This window comes from Actinokineospora sp. UV203, from assembly GCF_056323665.1.
Genome location: NZ_CM150484.1, coordinates 3240547 through 3267388, shown reverse-complemented (window position 1 = coordinate 3267388; position 26842 = coordinate 3240547). Strand labels below are relative to the sequence as shown.

General features: G+C 70.2%; 25 protein-coding genes and 1 pseudogene. 18 read left to right on the top strand and 8 right to left on the bottom strand.

What is annotated here, in order from left to right; genetic code table 11:
* The first annotated feature begins 187 nt into the window (after nt 1–187).
* Nucleotides 188–1348, top strand: a complete 1161-nt coding sequence (locus ACUZ2Y_RS15290; RefSeq protein ID WP_476319262.1) for an alkaline phosphatase PhoX — start codon at nt 188–190, stop codon at nt 1346–1348.
* Nucleotides 1349–1388: 40 nt separating this feature from the next.
* Here ACUZ2Y_RS15290 and ACUZ2Y_RS15285 read toward each other — a convergent pair whose 3' ends face one another.
* On the bottom strand, nt 1389–1685 hold the full coding sequence (locus ACUZ2Y_RS15285) for a 4a-hydroxytetrahydrobiopterin dehydratase (protein WP_476319260.1): 297 nt from the start codon (nt 1683–1685) through the stop codon (nt 1389–1391).
* Between the two features lie 192 nt (nt 1686–1877).
* Between ACUZ2Y_RS15285 and ACUZ2Y_RS15280 the strand changes: the two genes are divergently transcribed.
* From ACUZ2Y_RS15280 to ACUZ2Y_RS15270, 3 genes are read left to right on the top strand one after another with little or no spacing between them, the layout of a single operon-like run.
* Complete coding sequence (locus ACUZ2Y_RS15280) at nt 1878–2912, top strand: thiamine ABC transporter substrate-binding protein (protein WP_476319258.1); 1035 nt, start codon at nt 1878–1880, stop codon at nt 2910–2912.
* A 35-nt stretch (nt 2913–2947) separates the two neighbouring features.
* The gene (locus ACUZ2Y_RS15275; protein WP_476331852.1) at nt 2948–4507 is read left to right on the top strand and encodes an ABC transporter permease; all 1560 of its coding nucleotides are present in this window, start codon (nt 2948–2950) and stop codon (nt 4505–4507) included.
* The gene (locus tag ACUZ2Y_RS15270; RefSeq protein ID WP_476331849.1) at nt 4504–5628 is read left to right on the top strand and encodes an ABC transporter ATP-binding protein; all 1125 of its coding nucleotides are present in this window, start codon (nt 4504–4506) and stop codon (nt 5626–5628) included. Before ACUZ2Y_RS15275 ends, ACUZ2Y_RS15270 begins: the two co-directional genes overlap by 4 nt.
* Here ACUZ2Y_RS15270 and ACUZ2Y_RS15265 read toward each other — a convergent pair.
* The 3 genes from ACUZ2Y_RS15265 to ACUZ2Y_RS15255 are packed head-to-tail and all read right to left on the bottom strand — an operon-like array spanning nt 5612 to nt 8576.
* Nucleotides 5612–6481, bottom strand: coding sequence for an ABC transporter permease subunit (locus ACUZ2Y_RS15265; protein WP_476319255.1), 870 nt, complete (start codon nt 6479–6481; stop codon nt 5612–5614). The two genes, ACUZ2Y_RS15270 and ACUZ2Y_RS15265, sit on opposite strands and share 17 nt — an antisense overlap.
* Nucleotides 6478–7470, bottom strand: coding sequence for an ABC transporter ATP-binding protein (locus ACUZ2Y_RS15260; protein WP_476331846.1), 993 nt, complete (start codon nt 7468–7470; stop codon nt 6478–6480). The genes ACUZ2Y_RS15265 and ACUZ2Y_RS15260 overlap by 4 nt, the downstream gene beginning before the upstream one ends.
* Before the next feature lie 20 nt (nt 7471–7490).
* Nucleotides 7491–8576 carry a LolA family protein gene (locus ACUZ2Y_RS15255; protein WP_476319253.1) on the bottom strand — a complete coding sequence of 362 codons (1086 nt, stop codon included), beginning with the start codon at nt 8574–8576 and terminating at the stop codon, nt 7491–7493.
* A gap of 143 nt (nt 8577–8719) precedes the next feature.
* Here ACUZ2Y_RS15255 and ACUZ2Y_RS15250 point away from each other — a divergent pair, with 143 nt between their 5' ends.
* Genes ACUZ2Y_RS15250 through ACUZ2Y_RS15240 form a run of 3 tightly spaced genes read left to right on the top strand, consistent with a single transcriptional unit; the run spans nt 8720 to nt 11405 of the window.
* Complete coding sequence (locus ACUZ2Y_RS15250; RefSeq protein ID WP_187224229.1) at nt 8720–9436, top strand: response regulator transcription factor; 717 nt, start codon at nt 8720–8722, stop codon at nt 9434–9436.
* A complete protein-coding gene (locus ACUZ2Y_RS15245) occupies nt 9433–10761 on the top strand; it encodes a sensor histidine kinase (protein WP_476319250.1) in 1329 nt (442 codons plus the stop codon). The genes ACUZ2Y_RS15250 and ACUZ2Y_RS15245 overlap by 4 nt, the downstream gene beginning before the upstream one ends.
* Complete coding sequence (locus ACUZ2Y_RS15240) at nt 10758–11405, top strand: (deoxy)nucleoside triphosphate pyrophosphohydrolase (RefSeq protein WP_476319248.1); 648 nt, start codon at nt 10758–10760, stop codon at nt 11403–11405. Before ACUZ2Y_RS15245 ends, ACUZ2Y_RS15240 begins: the two co-directional genes overlap by 4 nt.
* A 47-nt stretch (nt 11406–11452) precedes the next feature.
* Here the strand turns inward: ACUZ2Y_RS15240 and trpS are convergent, their stop codons facing one another.
* Complete coding sequence (trpS, locus tag ACUZ2Y_RS15235; protein ID WP_476319246.1) at nt 11453–12412, bottom strand: tryptophan--tRNA ligase; 960 nt, start codon at nt 12410–12412, stop codon at nt 11453–11455.
* A 190-nt stretch (nt 12413–12602) separates the two neighbouring features.
* Here trpS and ACUZ2Y_RS15230 point away from each other — a divergent pair, with 190 nt between their 5' ends.
* Nucleotides 12603–12908 (top strand): YciI family protein, encoded by a 306-nt coding sequence (locus tag ACUZ2Y_RS15230; RefSeq protein WP_476319244.1) that lies wholly within the window; start codon nt 12603–12605, stop codon nt 12906–12908.
* 7 nt (nt 12909–12915) lie between these two features.
* On the opposite strand, the gene ACUZ2Y_RS15225 is transcribed toward ACUZ2Y_RS15230, so the two are convergent.
* A complete protein-coding gene (locus ACUZ2Y_RS15225; RefSeq protein ID WP_476319242.1) occupies nt 12916–13089 on the bottom strand; it encodes a hypothetical protein in 174 nt (57 codons plus the stop codon).
* A 204-nt stretch (nt 13090–13293) separates the two neighbouring features.
* Between ACUZ2Y_RS15225 and typA the strand changes: the two genes are divergently transcribed.
* The 10 genes from typA (at nt 13294) to ACUZ2Y_RS15175 (ending at nt 25452) form a co-directional block, all read left to right on the top strand.
* On the top strand, nt 13294–15213 hold the full coding sequence (gene typA, locus ACUZ2Y_RS15220) for a translational GTPase TypA (protein ID WP_476319239.1): 1920 nt from the start codon (nt 13294–13296) through the stop codon (nt 15211–15213).
* 138 nt (nt 15214–15351) lie between these two features.
* Nucleotides 15352–17028 carry an ABC transporter family substrate-binding protein gene (locus ACUZ2Y_RS15215; protein ID WP_476319236.1) on the top strand — a complete coding sequence of 559 codons (1677 nt, stop codon included), beginning with the start codon at nt 15352–15354 and terminating at the stop codon, nt 17026–17028.
* A 227-nt stretch (nt 17029–17255) separates the two neighbouring features.
* Nucleotides 17256–19052, top strand: coding sequence for an ABC transporter family substrate-binding protein (locus ACUZ2Y_RS15210; RefSeq protein ID WP_476319234.1), 1797 nt, complete (start codon nt 17256–17258; stop codon nt 19050–19052).
* Between the two features lie 147 nt (nt 19053–19199).
* Nucleotides 19200–20198, top strand: coding sequence for an ABC transporter permease (locus tag ACUZ2Y_RS15205; protein WP_476319232.1), 999 nt, complete (start codon nt 19200–19202; stop codon nt 20196–20198).
* A complete protein-coding gene (locus ACUZ2Y_RS15200) occupies nt 20191–21111 on the top strand; it encodes an ABC transporter permease (protein WP_476319230.1) in 921 nt (306 codons plus the stop codon). The genes ACUZ2Y_RS15205 and ACUZ2Y_RS15200 overlap by 8 nt, the downstream gene beginning before the upstream one ends.
* Nucleotides 21111–22247, top strand: a complete 1137-nt coding sequence (locus ACUZ2Y_RS15195; RefSeq protein WP_476319228.1) for an ABC transporter ATP-binding protein — start codon at nt 21111–21113, stop codon at nt 22245–22247. The genes ACUZ2Y_RS15200 and ACUZ2Y_RS15195 overlap by 1 nt, the downstream gene beginning before the upstream one ends.
* Complete coding sequence (locus ACUZ2Y_RS15190; RefSeq protein ID WP_476319226.1) at nt 22244–23236, top strand: ABC transporter ATP-binding protein; 993 nt, start codon at nt 22244–22246, stop codon at nt 23234–23236. The genes ACUZ2Y_RS15195 and ACUZ2Y_RS15190 overlap by 4 nt, the downstream gene beginning before the upstream one ends.
* Before the next feature lie 116 nt (nt 23237–23352).
* Nucleotides 23353–24225, top strand: coding sequence for an N-acetyl-1-D-myo-inositol-2-amino-2-deoxy-alpha-D-glucopyranoside deacetylase (gene mshB / locus ACUZ2Y_RS15185; protein ID WP_476319224.1), 873 nt, complete (start codon nt 23353–23355; stop codon nt 24223–24225).
* The gene (locus ACUZ2Y_RS15180; protein ID WP_476319222.1) at nt 24222–24632 is read left to right on the top strand and encodes a hypothetical protein; all 411 of its coding nucleotides are present in this window, start codon (nt 24222–24224) and stop codon (nt 24630–24632) included. The genes mshB and ACUZ2Y_RS15180 overlap by 4 nt, the downstream gene beginning before the upstream one ends.
* Nucleotides 24625–25452, top strand: a complete 828-nt coding sequence (locus tag ACUZ2Y_RS15175; RefSeq protein ID WP_476319220.1) for a hypothetical protein — start codon at nt 24625–24627, stop codon at nt 25450–25452. Before ACUZ2Y_RS15180 ends, ACUZ2Y_RS15175 begins: the two co-directional genes overlap by 8 nt.
* A gap of 16 nt (nt 25453–25468) precedes the next feature.
* Here ACUZ2Y_RS15175 and ACUZ2Y_RS15170 read toward each other — a convergent pair.
* Nucleotides 25469–25735: pseudogene (locus ACUZ2Y_RS15170) on the bottom strand (zinc ribbon domain-containing protein); the annotation flags it as partial.
* Nucleotides 25736–26050: 315 nt separating this feature from the next.
* Nucleotides 26051–26776, bottom strand: a complete 726-nt coding sequence (locus ACUZ2Y_RS15165; protein WP_476319218.1) for a GNAT family N-acetyltransferase — start codon at nt 26774–26776, stop codon at nt 26051–26053.
* Between the last annotated feature and the right edge of the window lie 66 nt (nt 26777–26842).

Genomic DNA, 26842 nt, shown 5'->3' with positions numbered 1-26842 from the left:
CGCGGACTCGGGCCGGTGCTGCCGACGCGCTCCTCAAATCGGAACCGAAGAACCGACGCGACAGTCGTCCTCCCGCCCTTCGCTCCACGGGCACCGCCTAGACGTCTCAACGTCACCCGATCCAGCTACTTTGCTCGACGCACGGAAACCGTGCCGACACGCACAGTGACACGATCGGAGACTGACCGTGGAACGTCGTAACTTCCTCCGCGCGGCCGTCGTCGGTGGCGCCGCCACCGTCTTCGGCGGCGCTGCCTGGGCGCCCGCCTTCGCCGCTCCCGCCCAGCCTGGGCCGAGTCCGTATGGCGCGCTGCAGGCGGCGGACGCCAACGGGATCATGCTGCCCTCCGGGTTCACCAGCCGGGTGGTCGCCCGTTCGGGGCAGAAGGTGGCGGGCACCAACTACACCTGGCACCCCGCCCCGGACGGCGGGCACGTCTTCGCCGACGGCACCGGATGGATCTACGTCTCCAACAGTGAGGTGTCCAGCACCGGCGGTGTCGGGGCGATCAAGTTCAACTCCAGCGGCTCGATCACCGGCGCGTACCGGACGCTGTCCAACACCAACGTCAACTGCGCGGGCGGCGCGACGCCGTGGAACACCTGGCTGTCCTGTGAGGAGGTGACCGCCGGCCGTGTCTTCGAGACCGACCCGTGGGGTGTCAACCCGGCCGTGGTGCGGCCCGCCATGGGCATCTTCAAGCACGAGGCGTGCGCCGCGGACGCCGACCACGGCTACATCTACATGACCGAGGACGTCAGCGACGGCTGCTTCTACCGTTTCCGCCCGAACACCTGGGGCAACCTCTCCAGCGGCACCCTGCAGGTCATGAAGGGCACCAACTCCCAGACCAGCGGTGCTGTCACCTGGGCGAACGTGCCTGACCCCGACGGCAGCCCGACCGCCACCCGCAACCAGGTGTCCGGCGCGAAGCGGTTCAACGGCGGCGAGGGCTGCGTCTACGCGGCAGGCACCTGCTGGTTCACCACCAAGGGTGACAACCGCGTCTGGGCTTACAACGCCAACAATTCGACCATCGAACTCGCCTACGACGACTCGCTGGTCACCGGTGGCACCGCGCCGCTGACCGGGGTCGACAACATCACCCGCGCCACCAGCGGCGAGCTGTTCGTCGCCGAGGACGGCGGCAACCTGGAGATCTGCGTGATCACGCCGAGCGACATCGTGGCGCCGTTCCTGCGGGTCACCGGCCAGAGCAGCTCCGAGATCACCGGACCGGCGTTCACCCCGAACGGGCAGCGCATGTACTTCTCGTCGCAGCGCGGCACCAGCGGGTCGAGCAGCGGCGGCATCACCTACGAGATCACCGGACCGTTCAACACCTGAGCGTGACACCCGGTGCGGCGGCCGACCCGCCGCACCGGGGTCAGTCCCGGATGGCGTCGATGATGCCGTCGATCTCCTCGGCGAGGCCGACGTCCAGGGCCGTGACCGCGTTCTCCGAGTGCGTGCTGCACCGGAAGGTCAGCGTGGCCCAGCGGATGTCGATGTCCGGGTGGTGGTTGTTGTTCTCGGCGACCTCGGCGACCCGGTTCACCACCTGGATGGCCTGCGAGAACCCGTTCAGCTCGACCTCGCGCACGAGCGCACCGTCGCGGAACGTCCAGTCCGGCAGCGTCTCGAGGGCGATGTCAAGTTCCTGCTCACTCAATGGTTGGGGCATGACCCCCATAGTGGCCCGAACCCGGGGCGTACGCTCGTCACCGCCACGGGAGTCCCGGGAAGCGAGTTCGCCGCAAGCGCCGCCCAGGACTGAGAGGAGGGGCGTGCCCTCGACCGTCCACACCTGATCCGGGTCATGCCGGCGCAGGGAGGTTCTCGTGGCGTGTCCACGCCCCGAGGAGGAAACAGATCCATGCGCAGGCTCTTCACCCTGACCGCCGTCGCGTTGTCCGTGGCCATGACCGCGAGCTGCTCGCTGTTCGGCTCCGATGCCACCGACGGCAAGGTCGTCCTGGTCACCCATGACTCGTTCGAGTACGACCAAGCCGTGTTCGACAAGTTCAAGGCCGACACCGGCATCACCGTCGAGGTCCGCAAGAGCGGCGACGCCGGCGCGCTGACCAACCAGCTGGTGCTCACCAAGGCCAGCCCGCTGGGTGACGTGGCGTTCGGTGTGGACAACACCTTCGCCTCCCGCGCCCTCGATGAGGGCGTCTTCGCCGAGTACCGCAGCCCGGAGGCCGACAAGGGCCCGCAGCGCTACGCCGTCGACGACACCGGCAGGCTCACCGCGGTCGACTTCGGCGACGTGTGCGTCAACGTCGACCCGGCCGCGCTGGCCGCCGCGAACGTCCCCGCGCCTGCCTCGCTGGAGGACTTGGCCGACCCCAAGTACAAGGACCTGCTGGTCGTCGAGGACCCGGCGACGTCCTCGCCTGGTCTGGCGTTCCTGCTGGCGACGGTCTCGCAGTACGGCCAGAAGGACTTCCAGGGCTACTGGTCGCGACTCAAGGCCAACGGAGTCAAGGTCGTGAGCGGCTGGGAAGAGGCCTACACCCAGGAGTTCTCGGGCTCGTCGGGCAAGGGCAAGCGACCGCTGGTCGTCTCCTACGCGTCGTCGCCGTCGGCCGAACTCGACGACAAAGGCAAGCCGCGCACGGCCGCGCTGCTCGACACTTGCTTCAAGCAGGTCGAGTACGCGGGTGTGCTGACCGGCGCGAAGAACACCGAGGGCGCCCGCAAGGTGGTGGATCTGCTGCTGTCGGCGGACTTCCAGAGCAAGGTGCCCGACAAGATGTACGTCTACCCGACGCGGGAGGGCGTGGAGTTGCCCGCCGCGTGGGCGGCGACCCCGCCCGCGGTGAACGCGAGCACGCTGCCCGCGCCGGACATCGCGGCCAACCGGGAGCGGTGGATCGAACAGTGGCGCGCGGCCGTTCGCGGCTGAGACTGCCCGACGGCACCGGCCCGGCACTGATCGGGCTGGTGCCGTTGGGCTTTCTGGCGGTGTTCTTCCTCTGGCCCGTGGCCGCGATCATCCAGCGCGGCCTCGGGTCCAGCGGGGTGGGCCGGGTCCTCGGCTCGCCGGACACGTGGTCGGTGGTGCTGTTCACCGTCGCCCAGGCGGCGGCTTCCACGGTGGTCGCGGTCGTCGCCGCGATGCCGGTGGCGTTCTTGTTGGCCCGCTGCGCTTTGCCGGGCATCGCGGTGGTGCGGGCCGCGATCCTGGTGCCGTTCGTGCTGCCGACCGTGGTCGTGGGGCTGGCTTTCCGTTCGCTGATGCCCGACGGCGGTGTGCTCTCGATCGTGCTGGCCAACGCCTTCTTCAACGTCGCCGTGGTCGCCCGGACCGTTGCCGGACTCTGGTCGCACCTGGACCGACGGGCCGAGGACGCCGCCCGCGCGCTCGGCGCGTCGCCGCTGCGGGCCTTCACCTCGGTGACCCTGCCCGCGCTGCGGCCCGCGATCGGTTCGGCTGCCGCGATTGTGTTCTTGTTCTGTGCCACCAGTTTCGGCGTGGTGCTGCTGCTCGGTGGAGCCCGGTACCGCACGCTGGAGACGGAGATCTACCTGCGGACGGTCGACTTGCTCGACTTGTCCGGCGCCGCGGCGCTGTCGCTGATCCAGATCACCGCCGTCGTCTCGGTCCTGGTGCTCGCGGCCTTCGCGCGCCGCCGCCGGGAGACCGCGATGGCGTTGCGCGCCCGCACGGAGACCACCCGGCGACCCCGCGGCGGTGAATGGTGGGTGGCGGGCGCGGCCTATGCCGTGGTGGCGTCGCTGATGGTGCCGATCGTCGCACTGGTCGTCCGTTCACTGTCCACATCGGACGGTTGGGGTCTGGACGGCTACCGGGCGCTGTCCGGCACGGGTTTCCGCGGATCGCTGCAGATCTCCGGCATCGACGCCGCGATAAACTCGCTGCGCGCGGCGACGGACGCGACGCTGCTGGCCCTGGTGCTCGGCGTGTCCGCGTCGGTGGTGCTGGTGTCGCTGGGTCGAAGCCGCGCCCACCCGGGTTTCGTCGACACACTCGACACGGCCTTGATGTTGCCGCTCGGCGTGTCCGCGGTGACCGTCGGCTTCGGCTACCTGATCACCCTCGACGCCCTCCCCGGGGACCTGCGGACATCGGCGGCGTTGGTGCCGCTGGCGCAGGCGATCGTGGTGACACCATTGGTGATCCGGATGATCCTGCCGGTCCTGCGCTCGGTCGACCCGCGCCTGCGACAGGCGGCGGGCTCACTCGGCGCCGGCCCATGGCGGGTGTGGCGCGAAGTCGACATCCCGCTGGCGGGCCGGTCTCTGCTCGCCGCCGCCGCGTTCGGTTTCGTCGTCGCCCTAGGGGAATTCGGCGCGACGAGCTTCCTCGCGCGCCCGGATTCGGCGACGCTTCCGGTGGTGATCGGGAGACTGATCTCGCGCCCGGGGGAGCTGAACAACCAGATGGCCTACGCGGCCTGCACGATGCTGATGGTGGTGACGGTCGCGGTGGTGCTGCTGGTGGAACGCCTGCGAGTCCGTTCGGTGGGGGAGTTCTGATGCTCAAGGTCGACCGGCTGGACGTGGCCTACGGTCCCATTCTCGCGGTGTCTGAGGTGGACTTGGAGATCGCCGACGGTGAAGTGGTGGCGCTGCTGGGGCCATCCGGCTGCGGCAAATCCACCCTGCTGCGAGCGATCGCCGGCCTGGAGCGCCCAACCAAGGGCACGATCTCCTGGAACGGCAACGACCTCGCGGGAATCCCCATCCACCGCAGAGGATTCGGCCTAGTCTTCCAAGACGGCCAACTCTTCCCCCACCGCGACGTCGCGGGCAACGTCTCTTTCGGACTTCGCATGCGGGCCACACAACAACCCCCACCCACCCTGGGGGGCGGCCCCGTGGCCAGTCTATCGGCGAGGGGTGTCGAAAAGGAGGGTCGGCGGGGTGGGCTGTGGATAACTGGCCGGGGCGGCGAAAGCCTGGGGACAACTGCCCGGGTCGACGAGATGTTGAGGTTGGTTGGGCTCAGCGGTTACGGCAGCCGCCGCGTCACCGAGCTGTCCGGTGGTGAACAGCAACGGGTCGCGCTCGCCCGGGCGTTGGCGCCCCACCCGAGGCTGCTGCTCCTCGACGAACCACTGTCCGCTTTGGACCGTGCGCTGCGCGAGCAGCTCGCCATCGACCTCGCGCGGCTCCTCAGGGAATCCGGCAGCACGGCGCTCGTCGTCACCCACGACCACGACGAGGCCTTCACCCTCGCCGACCGGGTCGCCGTCATGCGCGCCGGTCGGATCGTGCAGGTCGGCAAGCCCGACGAGGTGTGGCGCCGCCCGGTCGACGAGGCCACCGCGCGGTTCCTCGGCTGCGACCTCTTCCTCGACGCCACCGCCAAGAACGGCGTCCTGACCTGCGAGTTCGGCGCCGCCCCCGTCCCATGGGCGCCCGACGGCCCGGTGATAGCGGGCCTGCGCCCCGCCGCCCTGCGGGTGGGGGACGGGCCGACCGAGGTGACCGTCACCGCCCGCGTCCACCGGCGCGACCACGTGCGGCTGGTCGTCGACACCAGCGGACGCCAGGTGGACGCCGTCGCCGGGATCGCGGACGCACCCGAGGTCGGCGCCCGGGTGCGGTTGGTCCTCGACCCCGACGGTGTCGCGGTGCTCAGCCGTCGCGGCTGAGCATCCGCGAGAGTGCCAGCGAGTAGCCGATCACGATGTAACAGCCCGCCCGCAGCACGCCTTCCGTCAGCGTCCCGGTCGGCAGCGGGTCGCGGATGACCTCGGGGATGCCCATCCAGCTGGTCGTCATCAGCACCGGGTCCAGCCAGTCCAGCGCCGGGATCGCGCTCAGCACCCCGGACAGGATGACCACGCCCAGCGCGACCACGACCACGATCAACGGGTGCTCGGTCCACGCCGACACCGCCAGCGCGACCGCGGCCAGCGCCCAGACCTGCACCGTCACCAGCAGCACCGTCAGCAGGATGCGCCCCAGGGCCTCGCCCAGCGGCAGCGTCGTGCCCGACATGGTCATCATCCCGTCGCCACCGAGCAGGATGACTCCGGCGATCGTCCCCGTGAGCGCCATCAGCGCCACCACGAACAGCGTCACCGTGGCGACACCGAACGCCTTCACCGCCAGCAGCCGCGGCCTGCTCACCGGGGCCAGCAGCAGCGTGCGCATCGTGCCGCTCGCCGCCTCACCCGCCAGCGCGTCGGCGGCGAGCATGGCGCCGGTCAGCGGCAGCAGCATGTTCAGGCCGATGACCAGCGCGAACACCGGCAGCAGCAGGCCGTTGCCGTCCACCAGCCCGGCCAGGCCCTCATCGACCGAGTTGCCGCTGTTCGCGCTCTGGTCTGCCGCGATCCAGATGCCGATGCCCGCGATCACCGGGACCAAGGCCAGCAGGCCGACCAAGATCAGTGTGCGCGGCCTGCGCAGGACCATCCGCAGCTCCGAGCGCAGCAGCCTGCCCAGCGGGGCGCGCTGGGCGTCGGGGCGCTGGATCTCGCCGAGCGTCATGGCGGTCATCGTGCTTCCTCCGGAATCGGGAGGGCCAAGTCGAACTCGGCGTCCTCGGCCGCGGCGCCGTCCTCGGTCAGGCGGGCGAACAGGTCCTCCAGGCCGGTGCGGTCGCGCCGGACCTCGTGCACCGGCACACCCGCGCGCACCAGCGTCTCCACGACGGCGGGCGCGGTGGTGGCGGTCAGGTCGGCGCGGACGCCGTCCGGGACGGCCCGAGCCGGAATCCGGTTGTCGCGCAAGGCATCCACGGCGAGCGTGATCTCCGGTGTGGTGACCAGCAGGCCCGCGTTGCCGGAGTCGAGCAGCTCCGCCAGCTCGCCCTGGGCGACGACGGTGCCCTGGTTGAGCACGGCGACGTGCGTGCAGGTCGCCTCGACCTCGGCCAGCAGGTGCGACGACACCAGCACGGTGGTGCCCGCGGCGTGCAGGTCGGCGATGACCGCACGCACCTCGCGGGTGCCCGCCGGGTCGAGCCCGTTGGTCGGCTCGTCGAGGATGACGAAGCGGCGGGGGACCAGCAGCGCGGCGGCCAGGCCGAGGCGCTGCTTCATCCCGAGCGAATACCCCTTGTAGCGCCGGTTCGCCGCGCCGGTCAGACCGACCCGCTCCAGCGATTCGCTGACGGCGGCGGGAATCCGGCTGCTGTGCAGGTGCGGTTCGGCCGCCGCCAGCCGCAGCAGGTTCTCCCGGCCGGAGAGGAACGAGTGGAAGCCGGGGCTCTCGACGAGCGCGCCGACCTCGGGCAGCGCGGCCGCCGCGCCGTCGGGCAGGCGGTGGCCGAGCAACTCGACCTCGCCCGCCGTCGGCATGACCAGGCCGAGCAGCATGCGGATGGTGGTGGTCTTGCCTGATCCGTTGGGGCCGAGCATCCCCAACACCGCGCCCATCGGGACGTCGAGGTCGACGTGGTCCACCGCGACCGTGCCGCGGTAGACCTTGCGCAGACCCCTGGTCCGGGCGGCGAGCGGGATGGCCGCGGCGTGAGCCGCGACCATCCCAAGCCCGGTTTCGCCGGTCACTTCGCCCCGAGGGCGTCGACCAGCACCTGCTGCGGCACGGCGCCCAGCGCGGCGCGGCCGTCGGTCGTCACCAGGAGCGTGCCGACCTTGGAGCTGATGACGTACCCGGTGCCGAACGGTCCGGAGACCTCCTTGCCGAACTGCTTGAGCAGCCGCGTCGGGTCGGTGGTGCCACGGTCATCGGTCTTGACCTCGCCATTGAGCAGCCCCGCGGGCACCTTGCCGACCAGGACGGTGTCCCAGCCCTCGCCCACGGACTTGCCGTCAATGCTCGCGAACAGGTCGTCGTGCTCCTTCATCTCGGCCTCGGACGGCTTGTGGTCGCCCGGCTTCGACTCGGTCACCTTCGCGCCCGCGGGCGGGGTGTAGGTGAACAGCGAAGCGTCCTGCGCGCCGGTTTCGAAGTCGGTGAACCCGATCCGCACGGCGGGCTCGGCCTGCCCGTTGGCCAGGACCTCCAGCCGCAGCGGGAGCCGGGTCTCGGAGTCGACCGCCACCCGGACCTCGCGCAGCAGCGTGCGCTCGGTCGGCTTCGGGGTGAGGACGAGCTGGTAGACCGGCCGGTCGGCGACACGCGCGGTGCCGTCGACGGTGATCGTGCTGTCCTTGCCCATCAGCGCGATGAACTCGCGAGCCGCGGTGGACGGGTCGGCCAGCTTGTGTTCCGGCGCCTTCGTCTCGTGCGTCCCGGCCACCATCTTCTGCACCGACCGGTCGGCCGAGTTCCAGATCCAGGTGGTGGTGCCGTCGTGCACGATGGTGCGCTCCGACTCGCCCTGGCTGATCGACACCCGCGCGCGGCCTTCGCCGTCGGTGTAGACGTGCGCGGCCTCCCCACCCGAACGCGCCTGCGGCAGACCCGGGATCGGGAGGCCGAGGTCGCTGGTGAACTCGACGGCCCCCGACATCGCCGGGATCTTCTCGGTCTTGATGACCGACTCGACCAGCGCCTCCGGACTGATCTCCGGCAGCGCGGGCGGCTGTTCGCCCGCGCCGGCGGGCGTGGCGAGCAGGATCAGCCCGACCACCCCCGTGGCCGTCCCCGCGGCCGCGACGGTCAGCGCCGTCCTCTTCCTGTCCATGCTGTTCTCCCCTGGTCCGGGTTGTGTTCCCGCACCACTGAGACTGCACCCGGCGAGCTGAGATGGCGCTGAGAGCGGACCGGTCGCTGAGAACCCGCTGAGAGTGACGCTGCGAATCCGGCGGGGACGGCCATGATGACAGGGTGAAACCTCGGGTTCTGGTGGTTGACGACGAGCTCGGCGTGCGCCGGGCGCTGCAGCGCGGGCTCACCGCCGAGGGCATGGACGTGGTGGTGGCCGCCGACGGGCCCAGCGCGCTGCGGATCGCGCTCACCGGGACGTTCGACGTGATCCTGCTCGACATCATGCTCCCGGGCCTGTCCGGCTACCGGGTGCTGGAGCGGCTGCGCGCCGAAGGTGTCGGGACCCCCGTGCTGCTGGTGTCGGCGAAGGACGGGGAGGTCGACCAGGCCGACGGCCTCGACCTCGGCGCCGACGGCTACCTGGTCAAGCCGTTCTCGTTCGTCGTGCTGGTCGCCCAGGTGCGCGCGGTCCTGCGGCGCACCGCCGAGGACGCCTCCGGTCGCAAGGTTCGCCTGGGCGATCTGGAGATCGACCGCGGCAGCCGCGAGGTCCGCTTCCGCGGCGAGCCGGTGGCGCTGAGCCCCCGTGAGTTCGCCGTCCTCGACGTGCTGGCCGGCCGGGCGGGCGCGGTCGTCACCAAGGACGACCTGCTGCGCGCGGTCTGGGGCGACGAGCAGGCCGCCACCCGCAACGCCGTCGAGGTCTACGTCGGCTACCTGCGCCGCAAACTCGACGCGGCGGGCGCCGACGGCATCGTGCGCACCGTGCGCGGCCACGGCTACCTGGCCTCCACCAGCGAGATCGACGACGTGCTCGACCCGGTCCGGCCCAGGTGAGAGACCCGCGCGGCCTCTGGCTCCGGCGGACGATCCGGTTCCGCGTCACCACGGTCACCACCGTCGTGACGCTGGCCGTGCTGCTGGGACTGGCCGCGGTGACGAGCAAGATGATCGGCCCGCTGCTGGTCAGCTCGGCCGACGCGGAACTCTCGACGTCGCTGTCGGCGGCGAAGACGCGGGTCGAGCGCGGGGAGCCCGCGGCGATGTCGCCCACTCTCCAGGTTCGGGTGCTCGACACGGCCGGGACGCCCGTCGACGGCGGACCGCCGGTGACTCTCGACCCGGAGGACGTGCGGGTCCTCAAAGCGGGCACCCCGGTGCTGCGCGACAACGACACACCGCCGGCGCGTTGGCTCGGGACCGTGGCCACCGCACCCGACGGCAGCCAGCGGCTGGTCGTCGCGGGGACCGGCATCGTCGGCTACGAAGCCGCCCACCACCGAGCCCTGAAATGGCTGCTGATCGCCGCCCTGATCGTCGCCGCCGCCGTGGCCGCGACGACCTGGGTCGCCGTGCGCACCTCACTTCGCCCGGTGGAACGCATGCGCAGCGCCGCGGGCAGGCTCGGCGTCGGCCGCAGACTCCCGATCCCCGAGGCCCACGACGAACTGCGCTCCCTAGCGGGTGCCCTCAACGCCCTCCTCGCCCGCCGCGACGAGGCCACCGACCGCCTCCGCCGCTTCACCGGCGACGCCGCGCACGAGCTGCGTTCCCCGGTGGCGTCCATCCGCGTGCAGGCCGAGGTCGCGGTAACCCACCCCGACCCGGACCTGTCCCAGGAGGTCCTCAGCGACGTCGTCCGGGAAGCGGAGCGCCTGTCGTCGCTGGTGGACGGCCTGTTGACACTGGCCCGCTCGGACGCGGGGGAGGTCCCACCCGCCGAGCCGGTCGACTTGGCGCTCGCCGCCGCCGACGCGGCCACCCGCTGCCGCGGCGACGGTCCCGCCATCCAGCTGCACGTGCCGCCCGCCCCGTGCTGGGTGCTCGCCGCACCGTCCGAAGTGGACTTGGTACTCGACAACCTGCTCCGCAACGCGCTTCGGCACGCCCGAGCGCAGGTGACGGTCACCGTTCTGGTCGCCAGCAAGGCGATCCGCCTTGTGGTTGACGATGACGGCCATGGCATACCGGAGGAACACCGGACCCGCGTGTTCGACCGCTTCTACCGAATCCAGGACGACCGGGCCCGCAGCAGCGGTGGCACCGGCTTGGGCTTGGCCCTGGTCGCGGAGGTCGTGCGCAGGCGCGGGGGAGCGGTGCGGGTGAGCGAGTCCCCGGAGGGCGGCGCCCGCTTCCAGGTCAGCTGGCGGGTCGCCCGATGAGGGCACTGTCCGCCGCGTTCGGCGCGGAGGGGGTGCTGGATCCGTCGAGGCCGGGGCTGGTCGGGGTCGGTGACGAGGTCCGGATCGGGTGGTCCCGGATGCGGATCGTGGAACTCGGCGTGGAAGGTCTGCGCGCGGTTCGGGTGGGTGGGCTTCCCGCGCCACCGCTGGAGATCCCGTCCTCTGGCGGCGCATGGCCTCGGGTCACCGCGCGGGTACACGCGAAGGCGGCGGCGCTGCGGGGCGCGCGGGTCGTGGTCGGGGCGGCCATTGTGCGTGATGGCCGATTGCTGGCACAGCAACGGTCCTACCCGGCGGAGGCGGCGGGCTTGTGGGAACTGCCCGGCGGCCGCGTCGAGCCGGGTGAGTCCGATGTGGACGCTGTGCGGCGGGAATGCTTGGAGGAGTTGGGAATCGACGTCACACCGACGGTTCCGGTGGGCCCGGACGTGATGCTCCGGGACGACCTGGTTTTGCGTGTCTACGGCGCGTCCCTCGACCGGGGAGAGCCGCATCCGCATGACCACCAGGCGGTGGCGTGGCTGACCGAGGGGACGTTGGACACCGTCACCTGGCTGCCCGCCGACCGAGTCCTGGTCCCGACGCTTCGGACGTATCTTCGCGGACTTCGCGGAAACCCGTGATGGGCGGGCGGTGGGTAGCCGGAGACTCCGCCTACCCACCCGACTCCTCAAGCCACTCCGGCGAGCCGCAACGCGGAGGTCAACCGGTGTGCGCCGCGTTCGGCGGCTCGTTCCGCGCCCGCCTTGCGGATGCGGTCGAGTTCTTCCTGATCCGCCAACAGATCCATCGCCCCCTTGCGGATCGGCCGCAGTTCCTCGATCACCGCCTCCGCCACCGCCTCCTTGACCTCCCCGTACGACCCGAACGTGAAATCGCGCGGGGGAGTCCCGGTGCACGCCGACAGGATCTCCAGCAGGTTCGCCAACCCCGGCTGGTCATCCGGCGAGTACGTCACCCGGTCCAGCCCGTCCGTCACCGCCCGCCGGATCTTGCGGCGGATCAGGTCCGGCTCGTCCAGGATGAAGACGCTGCCGATTGTGTCCTGTGTGGACTTCGACATCTTCCGGGTCGGGTCGGCCAGGTCGCGCACGCGGGCCGCGGTGCGCGGCATGACCGCCGACGGCACGGTGAACACCTCCCCGTACGTCGAGTTGAAGCGGCGGGCCAGACTTCGGGCCAGCTCCACGTGCTGGGCTTGGTCGTCGCCGACCGGGACCTCCGAGGCGCCCTGCAGGAGGATGTCGGCGGCCATCAGGACCGGGTAGGTGAGCAGCCCGAGCCGCACCATTCCTTGGCCGTCCGACTTCTGCTTGAACTGCGTCATCCGCGCCGCCTCGCCGTACGAGCAGGTGCACTCCAGCACCCAGCTCAGCGCCCCCAGCTCACGCACGAGGTCGGACTGGACGAAGACCTGTTCCGGTGAGATCCCCGCCGCCACAAGGACCGCCAGCAACTCGCGGGAGAGCACGCGCAGCCGCGCCGGGTTGTAGGACACCGTCATCGCGTGCAGGTCGCTGACGAAGTAGAGGTCGCCCGGGCGGCCCTCGGTCGCCCAGCGGCCGATGGCGCCCAGGTGGTTGCCGATGTGGGCGTGGCCGGACGGGGTGATGGCGGACAGGCGGGTCATTCCGGGTCTCCTCGGGTCAGTCGCCACCCGACCGGAAACCAAAAGGCCGCCCGATCGGGCGGCCTGGTCGTTGCTCAACGCAGGGGTCAGGGCCGCCGGTCGGCGGTCCACCACTTGGTCACGTTGAGAGTTCGCATTGATACCACGTTAACGGTCTGCGGGGGGCCTGGCAAAGGTTTACCTTTAGGTCATGTACGTCGTATTGATCACTTACACAGCTCCGCTGCAAGAGATCGACTACGTGCTCCCGGACCACACCACGTGGGTCGGCAAGCAGTACGAGGCCGGTTACTTCCTGGCCTCGGGGCGTCGGGACCCGCGCACCGGCAAGGTGATCATCGTCCGGCCGATGAACCGGGACAAACTCAAGGCGTTGCTGGCCACCGACCCGTTCTCGCTGCGCGGCATGGCGCACTACGAGGTGATCGCGTTCGACGCGACCCGGACTTGTCGTGAGCTGGCGCCGTACAACGAGGCGATCATGGAGCACCTCTGAGAAAGCCTCAAGCGGCCTTCTTCATCTCGGCCTTGACCCGCTTAAGGGCCAGGACCGGGCACTTCTTGCACGCCGACTTGGAGCGGCAGCACTTCTTCTTGACCTTGCCCTTTTTCATCAGCTTCTTGACCAGGTCCGCAGGTGTAGCGCCTTTGCCCGCACCCATATCGCGACGTCCCATCGGTCGGCTGAACGTGCTGCTTAGGTTAGGTTAACCTCTCCAATTTGGCGCGTGGTGCTGCTCACACCAAAGGACCAGCTATCCTGGGGTAGCCATCAGCAGCCTTTTCGGCTGCGCGGCTGCCCCCTTCAGCGTTGACTGCGATTGCGGGCTGCCCTAAACGCCCGAGCCTAAAACGCCCGAGAAGGAACCAGGAGCACGCGCGTGCCCACAGCGACCGCCAGCGCCGAGTTGGCCTCCGCCGACCTCCGTCGCAACGATCTCCGCAACATCGCGATCGTCGCGCACGTCGACCACGGAAAGACGACGCTGGTCGACGCCATGCTGCGTCAGTCCGGCGCCTTCGAGGCCCGGGCCGAACTCGTCGACCGCGTCATGGACTCCGGTGAGCTCGAACGCGAAAAGGGCATCACCATCCTGGCGAAGAACACCGCCGTGCGTCGCCAGACGCCGGACGGCCCCATCGTCATCAACGTCGTCGACACCCCCGGCCACGCCGACTTCGGCGGCGAGGTCGAACGCGGCCTGGCCATGGTCGACGGTGTCGTCCTGCTGGTCGACGCCAGCGAGGGCCCGCTGCCCCAGACCCGCTTCGTGCTTCGCAAGGCGCTGGCCTCCGGTCTGCCCGTCGTGCTCGTGGTGAACAAGGTCGACCGGCCCGACGCCCGCATCGCCGAGGTCGTCGAGGAGACCCACGACCTGCTGCTCGACCTGGCCTCGGAGCTCGACGACCTGGACGAGTCCGTGCTGGACCTCCCCGTCGTCTACGCCTCCGCGCGCGCCGGTCGGGCCAGCCTGAACCAGCCCGAGGACGGCGGCCTGCCCGACAGCGAGAACCTCGACCCGCTGTTCGACCTGCTGATGGCCAAGATCCCCGCGCCGAAGGCCGACATCGACTCGCCGCTGCGCGCGCTGGTGACCAACCTCGACGCGTCGAGCTTCCTCGGCCGGATCGCGCTGTGCCGCATCCACGCGGGCAAGATCCGCAAGGGTCAGACCGTGGCGTGGCTGCGTGAGGACGGCTCGGTCTCCAACGTCCGCATCACCGAGCTGCTGGTCACCGAGGCCCTCGACCGCGTCCCCGCCGAAGAGGCGAGCGCGGGCGAGCTGGTCGCCATCGCCGGCATCCCGGACATCACCATCGGCGACACGCTGGCCGACATCGACAACCCGGTGGCGCTGCCCCGGCTGACCGTCGACGAGCCCGCCATCTCGATGACCATCGGCTGCAACACCTCTCCCCTGCAGGGACGCAGCGGCGGCAGCAAGCTCACCGCCCGCGTGCTCAAGGCCCGCCTCGACAGCGAGCTGGTCGGCAACGTCAGCATCCGCGTGCTCAACACCGAGCGGCCCGACACCTGGGAGGTGCAGGGCCGTGGTGAGCTGGCCCTGGCCATCCTGGTCGAGCAGATTCGCCGCGAGGGCTTCGAGCTGACCGTCGGCAAGCCCGAGGTCGTCACCCGCCAGATCGACGGCAAGCTCCACGAGCCGTTCGAGCGCCTGACGGTCGACGCCCCCGAGGAGTACCTGGGCGCCATCACCCAGCTGCTGGCCAACCGCAAGGGCCGCCTGGAGCACATGGGCGGACACGGCAGCGGCCGCATCAAGGTCGAGTACGTCGTCCCGTCGCGTGGCCTCATCGGCTTCCGCACGGACTTCCTGACCGAGACCCGCGGCACCGGCATCGCCAACGCCATCTTCGAGGGCTACGCCCCGTGGGCCGGTGAGATCCGCAGCCGCCACTCGGGTTCGTTGGTCGCCGACCGCCAGGGCCCGGTCACCGCGTACGCGATGCTCCAGCTCGCCGACCGCGGCACGTTCTTCGTCGAGCCGGGCGCCGACGTCTACGAGGGCATGGTCGTGGGCGAGAACCCGCGCGCCGAGGACCTCGACGTCAACGTCACCAAGGAGAAGAAGCTCACCAACATGCGCTCCTCCTCCGCCGACGTGATGGAGACGCTGGCCCGGCCGCGCAAGCTGAGCCTGGAAGAGGCCCTGGAGTTCTGCAACAACGACGAGTGCGTCGAGGTCACCCCGGACTTCGTCCGGGTGCGCAAGACCATCCTCGACGCCACCACCCGCGGCCGGACTCGCTCGCGCGAGAAGGCCCGCGACGCGAAGTAGTAGCCGATCTCACACAGGCGGCGTCGGGAACTCCCGGCGCCGCTTGTGCGTCTTCCGGTTGGCTGGGCCGAACCGGTGACTGATGAGCCGGTCGACCATGGCACCATGGCCGACCAGCTCACTGTGGGAGGAGCAGGGGTGCGCAAGAGCAGGTGGGTGCTGGCCGCGTCGGCGGCCGTCGTGTGCCTGACGTCCTGCACGAACGCGCCGCCGCCGCCGCTGGTGACCACCGAGGTGGCGCAGACGGCCCCCACGCGGCCGGTCAACCCCGGCGAGGCCGTGGTCGGCGTGGACAGCGTCGCCGGCGGGCTGAACCCGCACAAGCTGTCCGACCAGTCCATGGTCACCACCGCGCTGGCGCAGGCCATGCTGCCGTCGGTGTTCCGCACCGGCCCGGACGGCACGCCCCAGCTCGACCAGACGCTCATGCTTTCCGCGCAGGTCACCAACACCGAGCCGTACACCGTCACGTACCGGCTGCGGCCCGAGGCGTCGTGGTCGGACGCGGCGCCCATCGCCGCCGAGGACTTCGTCTACCTCTGGGAGCAACTGCGCGAGGAGCCCGGGGTCATCGACGGCGTCGGCTACCGGCTGATCTCCAACATCTCCGCCCGCGAGGCGGGCCGGGTCGTCGAGGTCACCTTCGCCAAGCCCTACCCGGGCTGGCGCTCACTGTTCTCCTCGCTACTGCCCGCGCACCTGGTCAAGGACAGCCCGGGCGGCTGGGCGAACGTGCTGGACGACAACTACCCGGTGACCGGCGGCCCGTTCTCGCTGCGGCTGCTCGACCGGGTGCGCGGCGAGGTCATCCTGGAGCGCAACGACCGCTACTGGGACCCGCCCGCCGCGCTCGACCGGATCGTCCTGCGCCGCGGCGACCTCAACGGCATCACGGGCGCTCTGCGCACCGCGCACAACCAGTTGGCCCTCACGGCGCTGGGCGCCCAAGGCGTCACGCAGGTGGCCGGTCTGGGCGCCACCGTGACCCACAAGACGGTCGCGCGGCCGTCGGTGGCCACCGTGCTGCTGCGCCCGGTCAGCCCCGCCATGGCCGACGTGCGGGTCCGCTCCGCGATCGCCGCCATCATCGACCGGGGCGCGGTGGTCACAGCGGGCACCGACGGCGGCCCGCAGTCCGCGCTCACGGCCAACGCCCAAGTCCTCGCGCCCGGAACTCCCGGCTACACCGCGACCGGGCCGAACACCGGACCGGATCCCGCGCTCGCCGAGCGCCTCCTCACCGAGGCAGGCTACTTCAAGACCGCGGGCACCTGGACGTCGCCGAACGCGGTGCTCAACCTGGTCATCGCGGTGCCCGTGGAACGTCCGGCGTATGCCGCGATGGCCGCGGAACTGCGCAGGCAGCTCACCGCCGCCGGTGTCACCGTCGAGGTGGTCTCCCCGCCGGGCACGGAGCTGTTCACCACCCTCCCTACCGCGGCGACCGCCAAGGACCCGGTGGACCTGGTCATCGCCCCGCTGCCGGTGAGCCAGGACCCGGCGACCGCGCTCGCGACCCGCTTCGGCTGTGCGCCGGCGCCGGATGAGGCGCCCGGGCCGATCGCGGCGAACCCGGTCGGCTTTTGCGACCCGACCGTCCAGGCCACCATCGACTCGGCCGTCACCGGCGAGGTGCCGCTCTCCGACGCGCTCGCGGCACTGGAGCCCGTGCTGTGGAACCGGGCCCTGACTTTGCCGCTGTACCAAGAGGCCGACGATCTGATCGTCCGGGCGGATATGATCGGCGTCACCACAGGACCGCCGCTGGCAGGACCATTCGCCAGCGCGGCGGGTTGGCGGCGGGCGGCCAAGTAGCCCACTGCGGGTCACCGGTTTTCCGCTCTCAGTGAGTGATGATAACGGTCACCTACCGTGCTACCGGCTGGTTGTCACCCTTTGGTCACGATCGCCCTCCCACCGGTGACCGATGCCTTTCTCGTTCCTACCGTGCCCGGGAGTGCGCCCACCAATCAAACGTTGGGGGCGAGAAGAAGGCCGCGCCTCGCCAGACCGGCGCAGGCGCGGATCGGGTAGGAGGGCAAGTGCCAGTGAAGAGGTCCACTCTGTCGGCGGCGGCCGCGGTGGTCGGGGCGTCGCTCGTCCTGAGCGGCTGCGCCGGGTCGGCCACCGAGGACGGCGGCGGCACCGGACCGACCGGCGACATCGCCGCCATGGCCATCGCCAAGGGCGAGTCGGGTGCCAACTACACCTCCCCCGAAGTGCCGGTGACTGACGCGAGCTACATCGTCTCGACCGACAACCCGTTCACCGCGTACAACAACGTCACGGCGGACGCCAACAACTCCTACAACACCTTCGCGCTGACCAAGGTGCTCTCCGGCTCCCACCTGCTCGACGGCAACAACAAGGTCCTGCTGAACAAGGACGTGATGGAGTCCGTCGACGTCATCAGCAAGGTGCCCCAGGTCGTGTCGTGGAAGATCAAGGAAGGTGTGACCTGGTCCGACGGCGAGCCGTGGGACTGTGACGACTTCCACCTCGCCTGGATCAGCCAGACCGGCAAGATCAAGAACAACCAGGGCAAGGACATCTTCACCGCCGCGGGCACCAACGGCTATGAGCTGATCGAGAAGGTGCAGTGCCCGACCCCGCTCGAGGTGGTCGCCACCTTCGAGAACACCTACCCCGACTACAAGAGCCTCTTCGGCATGTCGACCGACATCCTCCCGGCGCACATCCTGGAGCAGGCCACCGGCGTCGCCGACATCACCAAGGTGTCGCTGACCAGCGACAAGGCCACGCTCAACAAGGTCGCCGAGTTCTGGAAGACGAAGTGGAACGGCTTCGACGCGGCCCTCATGCCGGCCTCGGGCCCGTACAAGATCACCAGCTTCGAGCAGAACAACTCCATCACCCTGGAGCGCAACGAGCGCTGGAAGGGCATGCCCGGGGGACCGGCGAAGCTGGTGCTGCGCGGCATCTCCGACCAGGTCGCCCAGGCCCAGGCGCTGGAGAACGGCGAGGTCGACGTCAACTCGATGGCCCAGCCCGACGCGAACGCCGCCGAGCGGCTGCGCGGCCTGCGCTCCCAGGGCGTGCGGTTCGGCGCGGCCAACGGCCTGGCCTTCGAGCACCTCGACCTCAACTTCAAGAACAAGTGGCTCAGCGACCAGGCCGTGCGCAAGGCGTTCATGCTGTGCGTCAACCGCGAGGAGCTGACCGAGAAGCTCATCCGGCCGGTCCTGGAGACGGCCAAGCCGCTGGGCAGCCTCACGTTCTTCCAGGGCGAGGACGGCTACACCGACAACTACGCCGCCTACCAGGGCGACGCCGCCGCGGCGAAGGCGGCGCTCGAAGCCGCCGGGTACACCTTCGGCGCCGACGGGTTCGCCGCCAAGGGCGGCGAAAAGGTGTCACTCAAGATCAGCCACACCGACATCCCGCGCCGCAAGCAGACCGTGCAGCTGATCATGTCGCAGTGCAAGGCGGCGGGCCTGGAGATCATCGACGACACCGACCCGAACTTCCTCGACACCCGGGTCAGCCAGGGCGACTACGACATCGCGCTGTTCGCCTGGTCCGCGGCGCCGTTCAAGTCGACGCAGAAGTCGATCTACTCGACCGACGGCGGCCAGAACTGGTCGGGCTACGCCAACCCGAAGGTCGACGCCGCCTTCAAGAACGCGAGCAGCAACCTCGACGAGGACGCCGCCCGCCGCGGCTACGCCGAGGCCGACAAGCTGATCGCCGAGGACAACTACTCTCTGCCTCTCTACCAACTGCCGAACATGTGGGCGTGGAAGGGAATCGACAAGGTCTACTTCCAGTCGTTCAACGGCGCTCTCTGGAACGCCAACGAGTGGGTCAAGACCTCGTAAGCCGATCAGCCGCCCAGCGCGGCTCGCACCACCGGAGGGACCGGACCGCGGTCCGGTCCCTCCGCCCGGGCACCCGGACGGCGCACGACGCCAGGATCCGGGGTCGAGCGGCCACCCCCGCCGCCCGGGCGCCACCAAGGAGTTACCGTGTTGCGCTACATCGTTCGACGGCTGCTGATCTCGGCCCCGATCCTGCTGGTCGGCAGCATGCTGGCGTTCTTCATGGTCGCCGCGGCGGGCAACCCGGCCGCCGAGATGCGGGGCAGGCCGGGGGTCACCGAGGCCCAGGTCAAGGCCATGGAAGCGAGCATGGGCCTCGACCAGCCGATCATCGTGCGCTACTGGAACTGGCTCGTCGACTTCCTCGGCGGCGACTGGGGGCAGAGCATCGCGCTCGGCCAGGCCAAGGTCGACGTGTTCGACTCGACCATGCGGGCGCTGTGGATCACCGTGCGGCTGGTCGTCGGCGCGGAGATCCTGGCCATCGTGCTGGGCGTGACGGTCGGCGTGCTCGCCGCTGTGAAGCAGTACTCGATCTTCGACTACCTCGCCACGTCGAGCGCGTTCCTGATGTTCTCCATGCCGGTGTTCTGCGTCGCGGTGATCCTCAAGAGCTACGGCATCCAGTTCAACAACGTCCTTGAGAGCATGGGCATGGACCGGTGGCTGAGCACGGTCAGCCCGGCCAGCGGCGGGTTCCAGGGCGACTTCGGCGAGCAGGTCTTCCAGTACACCGGCACGTACCTGCTGCCGACGCTGACCCTGACGCTGATCAGCTTCGCCGCGTACAGCCGGTTCCAGCGGGCGTCGATGCTCGAGACCCTGCACTCGGACTACGTGCGCACCGCGCGGGCCAAGGGGATCTCCCAGCGCCGGGTGATCTTCCGGCACGCGTTCCGCAACGCGATGATCCCGGTGGTGACCCTGTTCTCGCTGAACTCCGCGGCGCTGCTGTCCGGGGCGATCGTCACCGAGACGGTGTTCGGCTGGCGGGGCATGGGGCACCTGCTGGTGCAGTCGATCCGGTCGTTCGACCCGTACATGCTCATGGGCTGGCTGATGGTCACCGCCACGCTCGTCGTGCTGTTCAACCTGGCTGCCGACATCCTGTACGGCATCCTCGACCCGAGGATCCGCCTTGCCTAGCGACCTGCCCCTCCCGGTCCTCCCGGCGGTCACGCACGGGCCCAGCGAGTTCGACGCCACCAAGGCGCGCAAGCAGAGCACGATGGTCCTGCGCCGGTTCTTCCGGCACCGGCTCGCCGTCGCCAGCCTGGCGGTGTTCCTGCTGGTCGTCGCGTTCGGCTTCCTCGGCCCCCTGTTCTGGACCGTCGCCGTGGACGACACCCGCAGCCGGGGCTACCTCCCGCCGAGCCCGGCGCACCCACTGGGCACCATCCAGGCGGGCAACGACATGCTCGCCCAGCTCATCCGCGGCACCCGGCTCTCGGTGCAGATCGCGCTGGTCGTCGCGGTCGGCTCGACAGTCGTCGGAGTCATCCTCGGCGCGCTCGCCGGCTACCTGCGCGGGTTCGTCGACGGCGCGATCAGCCGGTTCACCGACCTCATGCTGATCATCCCGCAGATCGCGGTCGCGGCGATCCTGGTCCGCGCGCTCGACGGCAGCTGGTACATGGTCGCGGTCATCCTCGCCGCGTTCGGCTGGATGCAGGTCGCGCGGATCACCCGCGGCGAGACGATGTCGCTGGCCCAGCGGGAGTTCGTCGAGGCCGCGCGGGCGGCAGGCGCGGGAACCCGGTGGATCATCTTCCGGCACCTGGTGCCCAACATGATCGGCAGCATCACGGTCAACGCCACCCTGGCCGTCGCCACCGCGGTGCTCGCGGAGACGGCCTTGTCGTTCATCGGGCTCGGCGTGCAGTCCCCGGACACCTCGCTCGGCCTGATCATCAGCGAGAACTACTCGCAGATCACCCTGCGGCCCTGGCTGTTCTGGGGTCCCTTCGTCGTCATCGTCCTGCTCTCCCTCGCGGTGAACTTCATCGGCGACGGGCTGCGCGACGCGTTCGACCCCAGACAGACGAAGGTGCGTGCCTGATGGCCCCCGTCCGCACCGACCCGGTGCTCGCCGTCGACGACCTCTCCGTCACGTTCCCGACCGAGGACGGCGACGTCCGCGCGGTCCGGTCGGTGTCGTACGCGCTGCGCCCGCGCGAGGTCCTCGGCATCGTCGGCGAGTCCGGCTCCGGCAAGTCGGTCTCGTCGATGGCGATCATGGGCCTGCTTCCGCGCAACGCCAAGGTGACCGGGTCGATCCGCTACCGCGACCGCGAGCTGGTCGGGCTGTCGGACAAGCAGCTGCGGACCGTGCGCAACAACGGCGTGGGGATGATCTTCCAGGACCCGATGACCTCGCTGAACCCGGTGTTCACCATCGGCTGGCAGCTCGCCGAGGCCTACCGCGCGCACCACACCGTCTCCCGCAAAGCCGCGTGGGCCAAGGCGGTCGACGCGCTGGCGCTGGTCGGCATCCCGCAGCCCGCCCGCCGCGCCACGCAGTACCCGCACGAGTTCTCCGGCGGCATGCGCCAGCGTGTGGTCATCGCGATGGCGATCATCAACGACCCGGACGTGATCATCGCCGACGAGCCGACCACCGCGCTCGACGTCACCGTGCAGGCGCAGATCCTGGAGACGCTGCTGCGTATCCGCGACGAGACGGACGCGGCCATCGTGATGATCACCCACGACCTGGGGGTCGTGGCGGGCATGGTCGACCGGGTGCAGGTCATGTACGGCGGCACCGTCGTCGAGTCGGCGCCCGTCGACGGCCTGTTCGAATACCCGAGGATGCCCTACACCGTCGGCCTTCTCGGCTCGCTGCCCAACCCGGCGGTGCTGGGCAGGCGGCTGACCCCGATCAAGGGAACACCGCCGTCGCTGATCAACCTGCCGACCGGCTGCGCGTTCTCCCCACGCTGCCCGCTGGTGATCGACGCCTGCCACACGGACGAACCCGCCCTGACCCCCGCCGACGGGCGCGACCACTTCACCCGCTGCCACCGCTGGCAGCACCTGGCAGGCCTGCGCAGGCCGCAGGAGCTCTTCGCGCACGACGAGATCGGCGTGCTGGAGAACCCGGCCGCGCTGACCGCGGCCGACCACGACATCCCCGTCGCCGAGGACCTCGCGGTCGTCGAGCGCAGGCTGCGCGGCGAAAGGCCGACCTCATGACCACGCCCCTGCTGCAGGTCCGCGACCTGGTCAAGTCGTTCCCCGTGCGCGGCGGCGGCATCATCCCGCGCACCGTCGGGCAGGTGCAGGCGGTCGCCGGGGTGACCTTCGCGGTGCGCCGCGGCGAGACGCTCGGCCTGGTCGGCGAGTCGGGCTGCGGCAAGTCCACCACCGGCCGGGCCATCCTGCAGCTGCACCGGCCCACCTCCGGTTCCGTGGTCTTCGACGGCCACGAGCTGACCACGATGCGACCCGGTCGGCTGCGCGCCCTGCGCCGGGACATGCAGATCGTCTTCCAGGACCCGTACGCCTCGCTCGACCCGCGCTGGCAGGTCAACGACATCGTCGCCGAGCCCCTGCGCGTGCACGGGACCGACAGCGCCAAGGGCACCCAGCGCCGCGTCGACGAGCTGCTGGAGCTGGTCGGGCTCAACCCCGAGCACCGCAACCGGTACCCGCACGAGTTCTCCGGCGGGCAGCGCCAGCGCATCGGCATCGCCCGCGCGCTCGCGCTGGACCCGAAGCTGATCGTGCTCGACGAGCCGGTGTCCGCGCTCGACGTCTCCGTGCAGGCGGGGGTGGTGAACCTGCTGGAGGAACTGCAGCGCAGGCTCGGCCTCGCGTACCTGTTCGTCGCCCACGACCTGTCGGTCATCCGGCACATCTCGCACCGGGTGGCGGTGATGTACCTGGGCAAGATCGTCGAGATCGGCGACCGGGAGGCGATCTACAACCGGGCCACCCACCCGTACACCCAGGCCCTGCTCTCGGCGGTGCCGGTGCCGGACCCGAAGCGGGAGCGGCGGCGCAAGCGGATCGTGCTCACCGGCGACGTGCCGAACCCGGCCGACCCGCCGTCGGGCTGCCGCTTCCGCACCCGGTGCTGGAAAGCCCAGGAGATCTGCGCGGTCGAGGAGCCCCGGCTGGTCCGGCACGGCGCCACGTTCTCCGCTTGCCACTTCGCCGAGGAGCGCGGGACCTTGGCGTAGTAAGGTTCGACGGTCGGGGGACTCCAAGTTGTGACTCCCGCGTCGGCCATTCGACGTCGGTGCGTGGTGGACAAGCCCGCACCCTCGTCGCCCTACTTGCGCATAGGCTGAATCCGATGTTGACAGCCCCACCACGACTGTTGCTCGTCCACGCCCACCCAGACGACGAGAGCCTGTGGACCGGCGGGACCATCGCCCGCTACGCCGCCGCGGGCGTCCAGGTCACCTTGGTCACCTGCACCCTCGGTGAAGAGGGCGAGATCATCCCCGGCTCGCTGGGCCAGCTCGCCGCCGACGCCGCCGACCAGCTCGGCGGGTACCGGGTCGGTGAGCTGCGGACCGCGTGCGCCGCGCTCGGCGTGTCCGACCACCGCTACCTCGGCGGCATGGGCCGCTGGCGCGACTCGGGCATGGCGGGGGTCGAGGCGAACCACCACCCGCGGGCCTTCGCCACCGGCGACATCGCCGAGCAGACCGAGGCACTGGCCGCGATCCTCGCCGACGTCCGGCCGCAGGTCGTGATCACCTACGGCCCCGACGGCGGCTACGGCCACCCCGACCACGTCCGGGCCCACGAGATCACCGTCGCCGCCGCGAAGGGCGCCCCGGACGTGCTGCGGATGTACTACGCCGTGGTGTCCAAGCAGGCCACCGAGGCCGGGCTCAAGGCCCTCGCCGCGGTCAGCGACCTGCCGTTCACGCTGCCCGCGCAGGGCGAGCTGCCGGTCGTGGACGACTCGGAGATCACCACCCGGGTCAACATCGCGGGCCACCTCCCCGCGAAGCTGCGCGCCCTGCAGGCGCACGCCACGCAGATCTGCGTCTGGCAGGGGACCGACGGCACCCACAGCTACGCGCTGTCCAACGGGCTCGCCCAGCCGGTCGTCGACGAGGAGTTCTACGTGCTCGCCGACGACGCCACCGACGACGCCGACAGCGACCTGTTCGGCGGCCTCGCGCCGGTCGAGCACGTGGGCGCCGACCGGTGACCCCCGGCGAGCGTCTGCGCTACGGCGGCCTGCTGCTGCTCAGCGTGGTGCTCGCGGTCGTCGAGCTGTTCTTCCTGCCGCTGCGGCTCGACGGCCGGGTGCTGCCGAACCTGGCGTCGATCCCGTTCCCGGTCACCGTGCTGCTCGCCGCGTTCACCATGCCGTGGCTGGTCGTCGCCGCGTCCCGGTTCTCGTCGCGGACAGCGGTCGCGGCGGGCCCGCTGTTCGCCTGGTTGGGGACACTTCTGGCGTTTCTGCTCGTCGCCCCGGGTGGCGACCGGATCGTGTTGGCGGACTGGCGTACCCTCCTGCTGCTCGCGGCCGGGGCCTTCCCGGCGGCGGTGAAGATCGGCGACGTGATGGCGAAGGCGACAATCGAGCGGGCGAAGGGGAACAACCGTGGGTGAGGTCATCACCGACAAGCAGGTCGTCAACGTCCTGCGCCCGTTTGTCCGGGCGACGACCCCGATGCTCGACGCGCTGCGCGAGTCCGACCCCCTGGGCCTGGTCCGGCGGGTGCTGCCGAAGTCGGGTGAACTGAGCGCCGCCGACATCGAGGACGGCAAGCAGCTTGAGAAGGTCGACCGGAACCTGCTGGAGAAACTGGTCGACGGCCTGGAAAGCGTGAAGGTCCCCGGCACCGCGGCCTGGGACGCGATGTCGGTGGACGACCGCGACAGCTGGTGGGTCAACCGCGTCGGCAGGTTCACGGTCCTGCTGGCCTCGATCCCCGGCCTCGGCGGAGCCTTGGCCGACCGCCTCCCCATCCAAAACGCACTCGCGACAGCGGGCCAGGGCCTGCTCCTGTCCGCGATCGCCTCGGAACACGGCCACGACTCACAGGCCGACCGGGTCAGGCTGATCGCCAAGATCCTCTTCGACCGCGACATCGACCCACAACTGGCCGCGGGCCACGGCGATGACCTGACGGACGAACAAGAGGACGCCGCCGCCGCGGAACTGACCGAGGACCTCCGGGAAAGCTCGGAAAAGCACGGAAAGATCACCGTAAAAGCCGCCGGTCGCACCCTCTGGCGCTTCGGCCGCACCCTGGTCGCCCTGGGCGATGAACTGGACAAACGACCGCAGGGCCGCTTCTACCACAAGGCCATCGGCCTTCTGCCCGTCATCGGCATGGCCGCCGACTACTTCGGCGAACGCTCAGCCCTCAAGCGCGCCGCGAAAAAAGCCCGCAAATGGCTCGCCACCCAAACCCGTTGCGAGTGAGGGAACTCTGGTGAGTTCATGTCTCGCAGCCCGCCGTTGCCAGTGGGCGGTCCCCGTCTTGTCCACCGGAGTGGTGCGGGGTTGACGTTTCACAGCCACCTGCCGAGCTGGGCTCGGTCTTCTGGTCGGCTCCACGTCCGTTTACCGTCTCCCGGCCACTCCGGGCGACGTACTGCTTGAGGTTGATCGCGGCGTTGAGATCCCGGTCGATGACCAGGCCGCAGTCCTCGCAGGTGAAGATGCGTGTGGCCAGGGACAGTTTGGGTTTCACCGTCCGGCAGGCCGAACACGTCCGGTCACAAGCGCGTCCAACACCCCGACCCGGCGATCACAGGCGGCCACCGACACCGCCAGAACCTCGAACCCGAATCACATTGATCGATCACACAGCTCCACGACGACGACCGTAGCGGCAGGGTCCGACAAGAACCGGGGGGAGCCTCTGACAACGACGCCCGATCTCAAGTTCATCGACACGCACTACCGCTCCCTCACCGGACAATGGTTGGCAACCCCTAACCGCGAGTCGCCCGTTCCGGCAAGTGAGTTCGATATTGGCGTATCGCGAATGTCGAACTCACTTGCCGGAAGGGGCGACTCACTTGCTGGAAGGGGCGACTCGCGGGATCCAGTAGCGGTAGCGGTGGGACTCGGTGTAGCCGAGCGTCGCGTACAGCGCCTGGGCCGGCTCGTTGTCGACGGCCACCTGGAGGACCCGGTGGCCGGTGTCCGCCCACTCGTCGAGGGCCGCCAGTAGCGCGCTGCCGAGTCCCTGCCCGCGGTACTCCGTCGCCACCTCCACCACGGACACATGCAGGTAGTCGCGCACGACGCAGCCCCTGGCCGCGCCGACGAGCCCGCCGTCGCGGTGGATCGACGCGAAGCCGACCCGCGGCCCGGATGTCAGCAGGTGCCGCTGCGCGTGCGTGGGTTCGCCGCCGACGACCAGTTCGAACCACCCTTCCGGCGGGGTGTTCGCGACTTCGGTCGCCGGGCCGGATACCGCCCGCGTGCTGATCAACACCGACGACTCGGCGCCCTTGGGGTGGGCCAGGTTGATCGACCAGCCCGCCGCGGCCACCGCTGCCTCGGTGTCCGAGCCGACGATCACCTGCACGCACGGCCGGATCTCCTGCTCCTCGGCGAAGCCGGCCACCACTTGAAGTGCCTGTGCCACAGGAATTCCCGGGTCGCCCACGGCGAGCGCGCTGTTCGCCCGGCCGGTGTACCCGCCGCAGGCGCGCAGGCGCCAGTCACCCAGCGGCTTCTCGACCAGCGGCGGCCAGGCGTCGGCGCACAGCGCCTCCAGGGAACTCGCGTCCATCCGTGCAGTGTCGTCGAGAATGCTGATGTTCAGCACGACATGTGGTGAAAGCGGCAGACTGTGCGC

What these genes read in the sequence shown, in the direction of transcription:
- ACUZ2Y_RS15285 (WP_476319260.1), bottom strand. Translation starts at nt 1,685, where the DNA reads ATGCCCCAACCATTGAGTGAGCAGGAACTTGACATCGCCCTCGAGACG.
- ACUZ2Y_RS15280 (WP_476319258.1), top strand. Translation starts at nt 1,878, where the DNA reads ATGCGCAGGCTCTTCACCCTGACCGCCGTCGCGTTGTCCGTGGCCATG.
- ACUZ2Y_RS15265 (WP_476319255.1), bottom strand. Translation starts at nt 6,481, where the DNA reads ATGACCGCCATGACGCTCGGCGAGATCCAGCGCCCCGACGCCCAGCGC.
- ACUZ2Y_RS15260 (WP_476331846.1), bottom strand. Translation starts at nt 7,470, where the DNA reads ATGGTCGCGGCTCACGCCGCGGCCATCCCGCTCGCCGCCCGGACCAGG.
- ACUZ2Y_RS15255 (WP_476319253.1), bottom strand. Translation starts at nt 8,576, where the DNA reads ATGGACAGGAAGAGGACGGCGCTGACCGTCGCGGCCGCGGGGACGGCC.
- ACUZ2Y_RS15240 (WP_476319248.1), top strand. Translation starts at nt 10,758, where the DNA reads ATGAGGGCACTGTCCGCCGCGTTCGGCGCGGAGGGGGTGCTGGATCCG.
- trpS (WP_476319246.1), bottom strand. Translation starts at nt 12,412, where the DNA reads ATGACCCGCCTGTCCGCCATCACCCCGTCCGGCCACGCCCACATCGGC.
- ACUZ2Y_RS15230 (WP_476319244.1), top strand. Translation starts at nt 12,603, where the DNA reads ATGTACGTCGTATTGATCACTTACACAGCTCCGCTGCAAGAGATCGAC.
- ACUZ2Y_RS15225 (WP_476319242.1), bottom strand. Translation starts at nt 13,089, where the DNA reads ATGGGACGTCGCGATATGGGTGCGGGCAAAGGCGCTACACCTGCGGAC.
- ACUZ2Y_RS15195 (WP_476319228.1), top strand. Translation starts at nt 21,111, where the DNA reads ATGGCCCCCGTCCGCACCGACCCGGTGCTCGCCGTCGACGACCTCTCC.
- ACUZ2Y_RS15190 (WP_476319226.1), top strand. Translation starts at nt 22,244, where the DNA reads ATGACCACGCCCCTGCTGCAGGTCCGCGACCTGGTCAAGTCGTTCCCC.
- mshB (WP_476319224.1), top strand. Translation starts at nt 23,353, where the DNA reads ATGTTGACAGCCCCACCACGACTGTTGCTCGTCCACGCCCACCCAGAC.
- ACUZ2Y_RS15165 (WP_476319218.1), bottom strand. Translation starts at nt 26,776, where the DNA reads ATGGACGCGAGTTCCCTGGAGGCGCTGTGCGCCGACGCCTGGCCGCCG.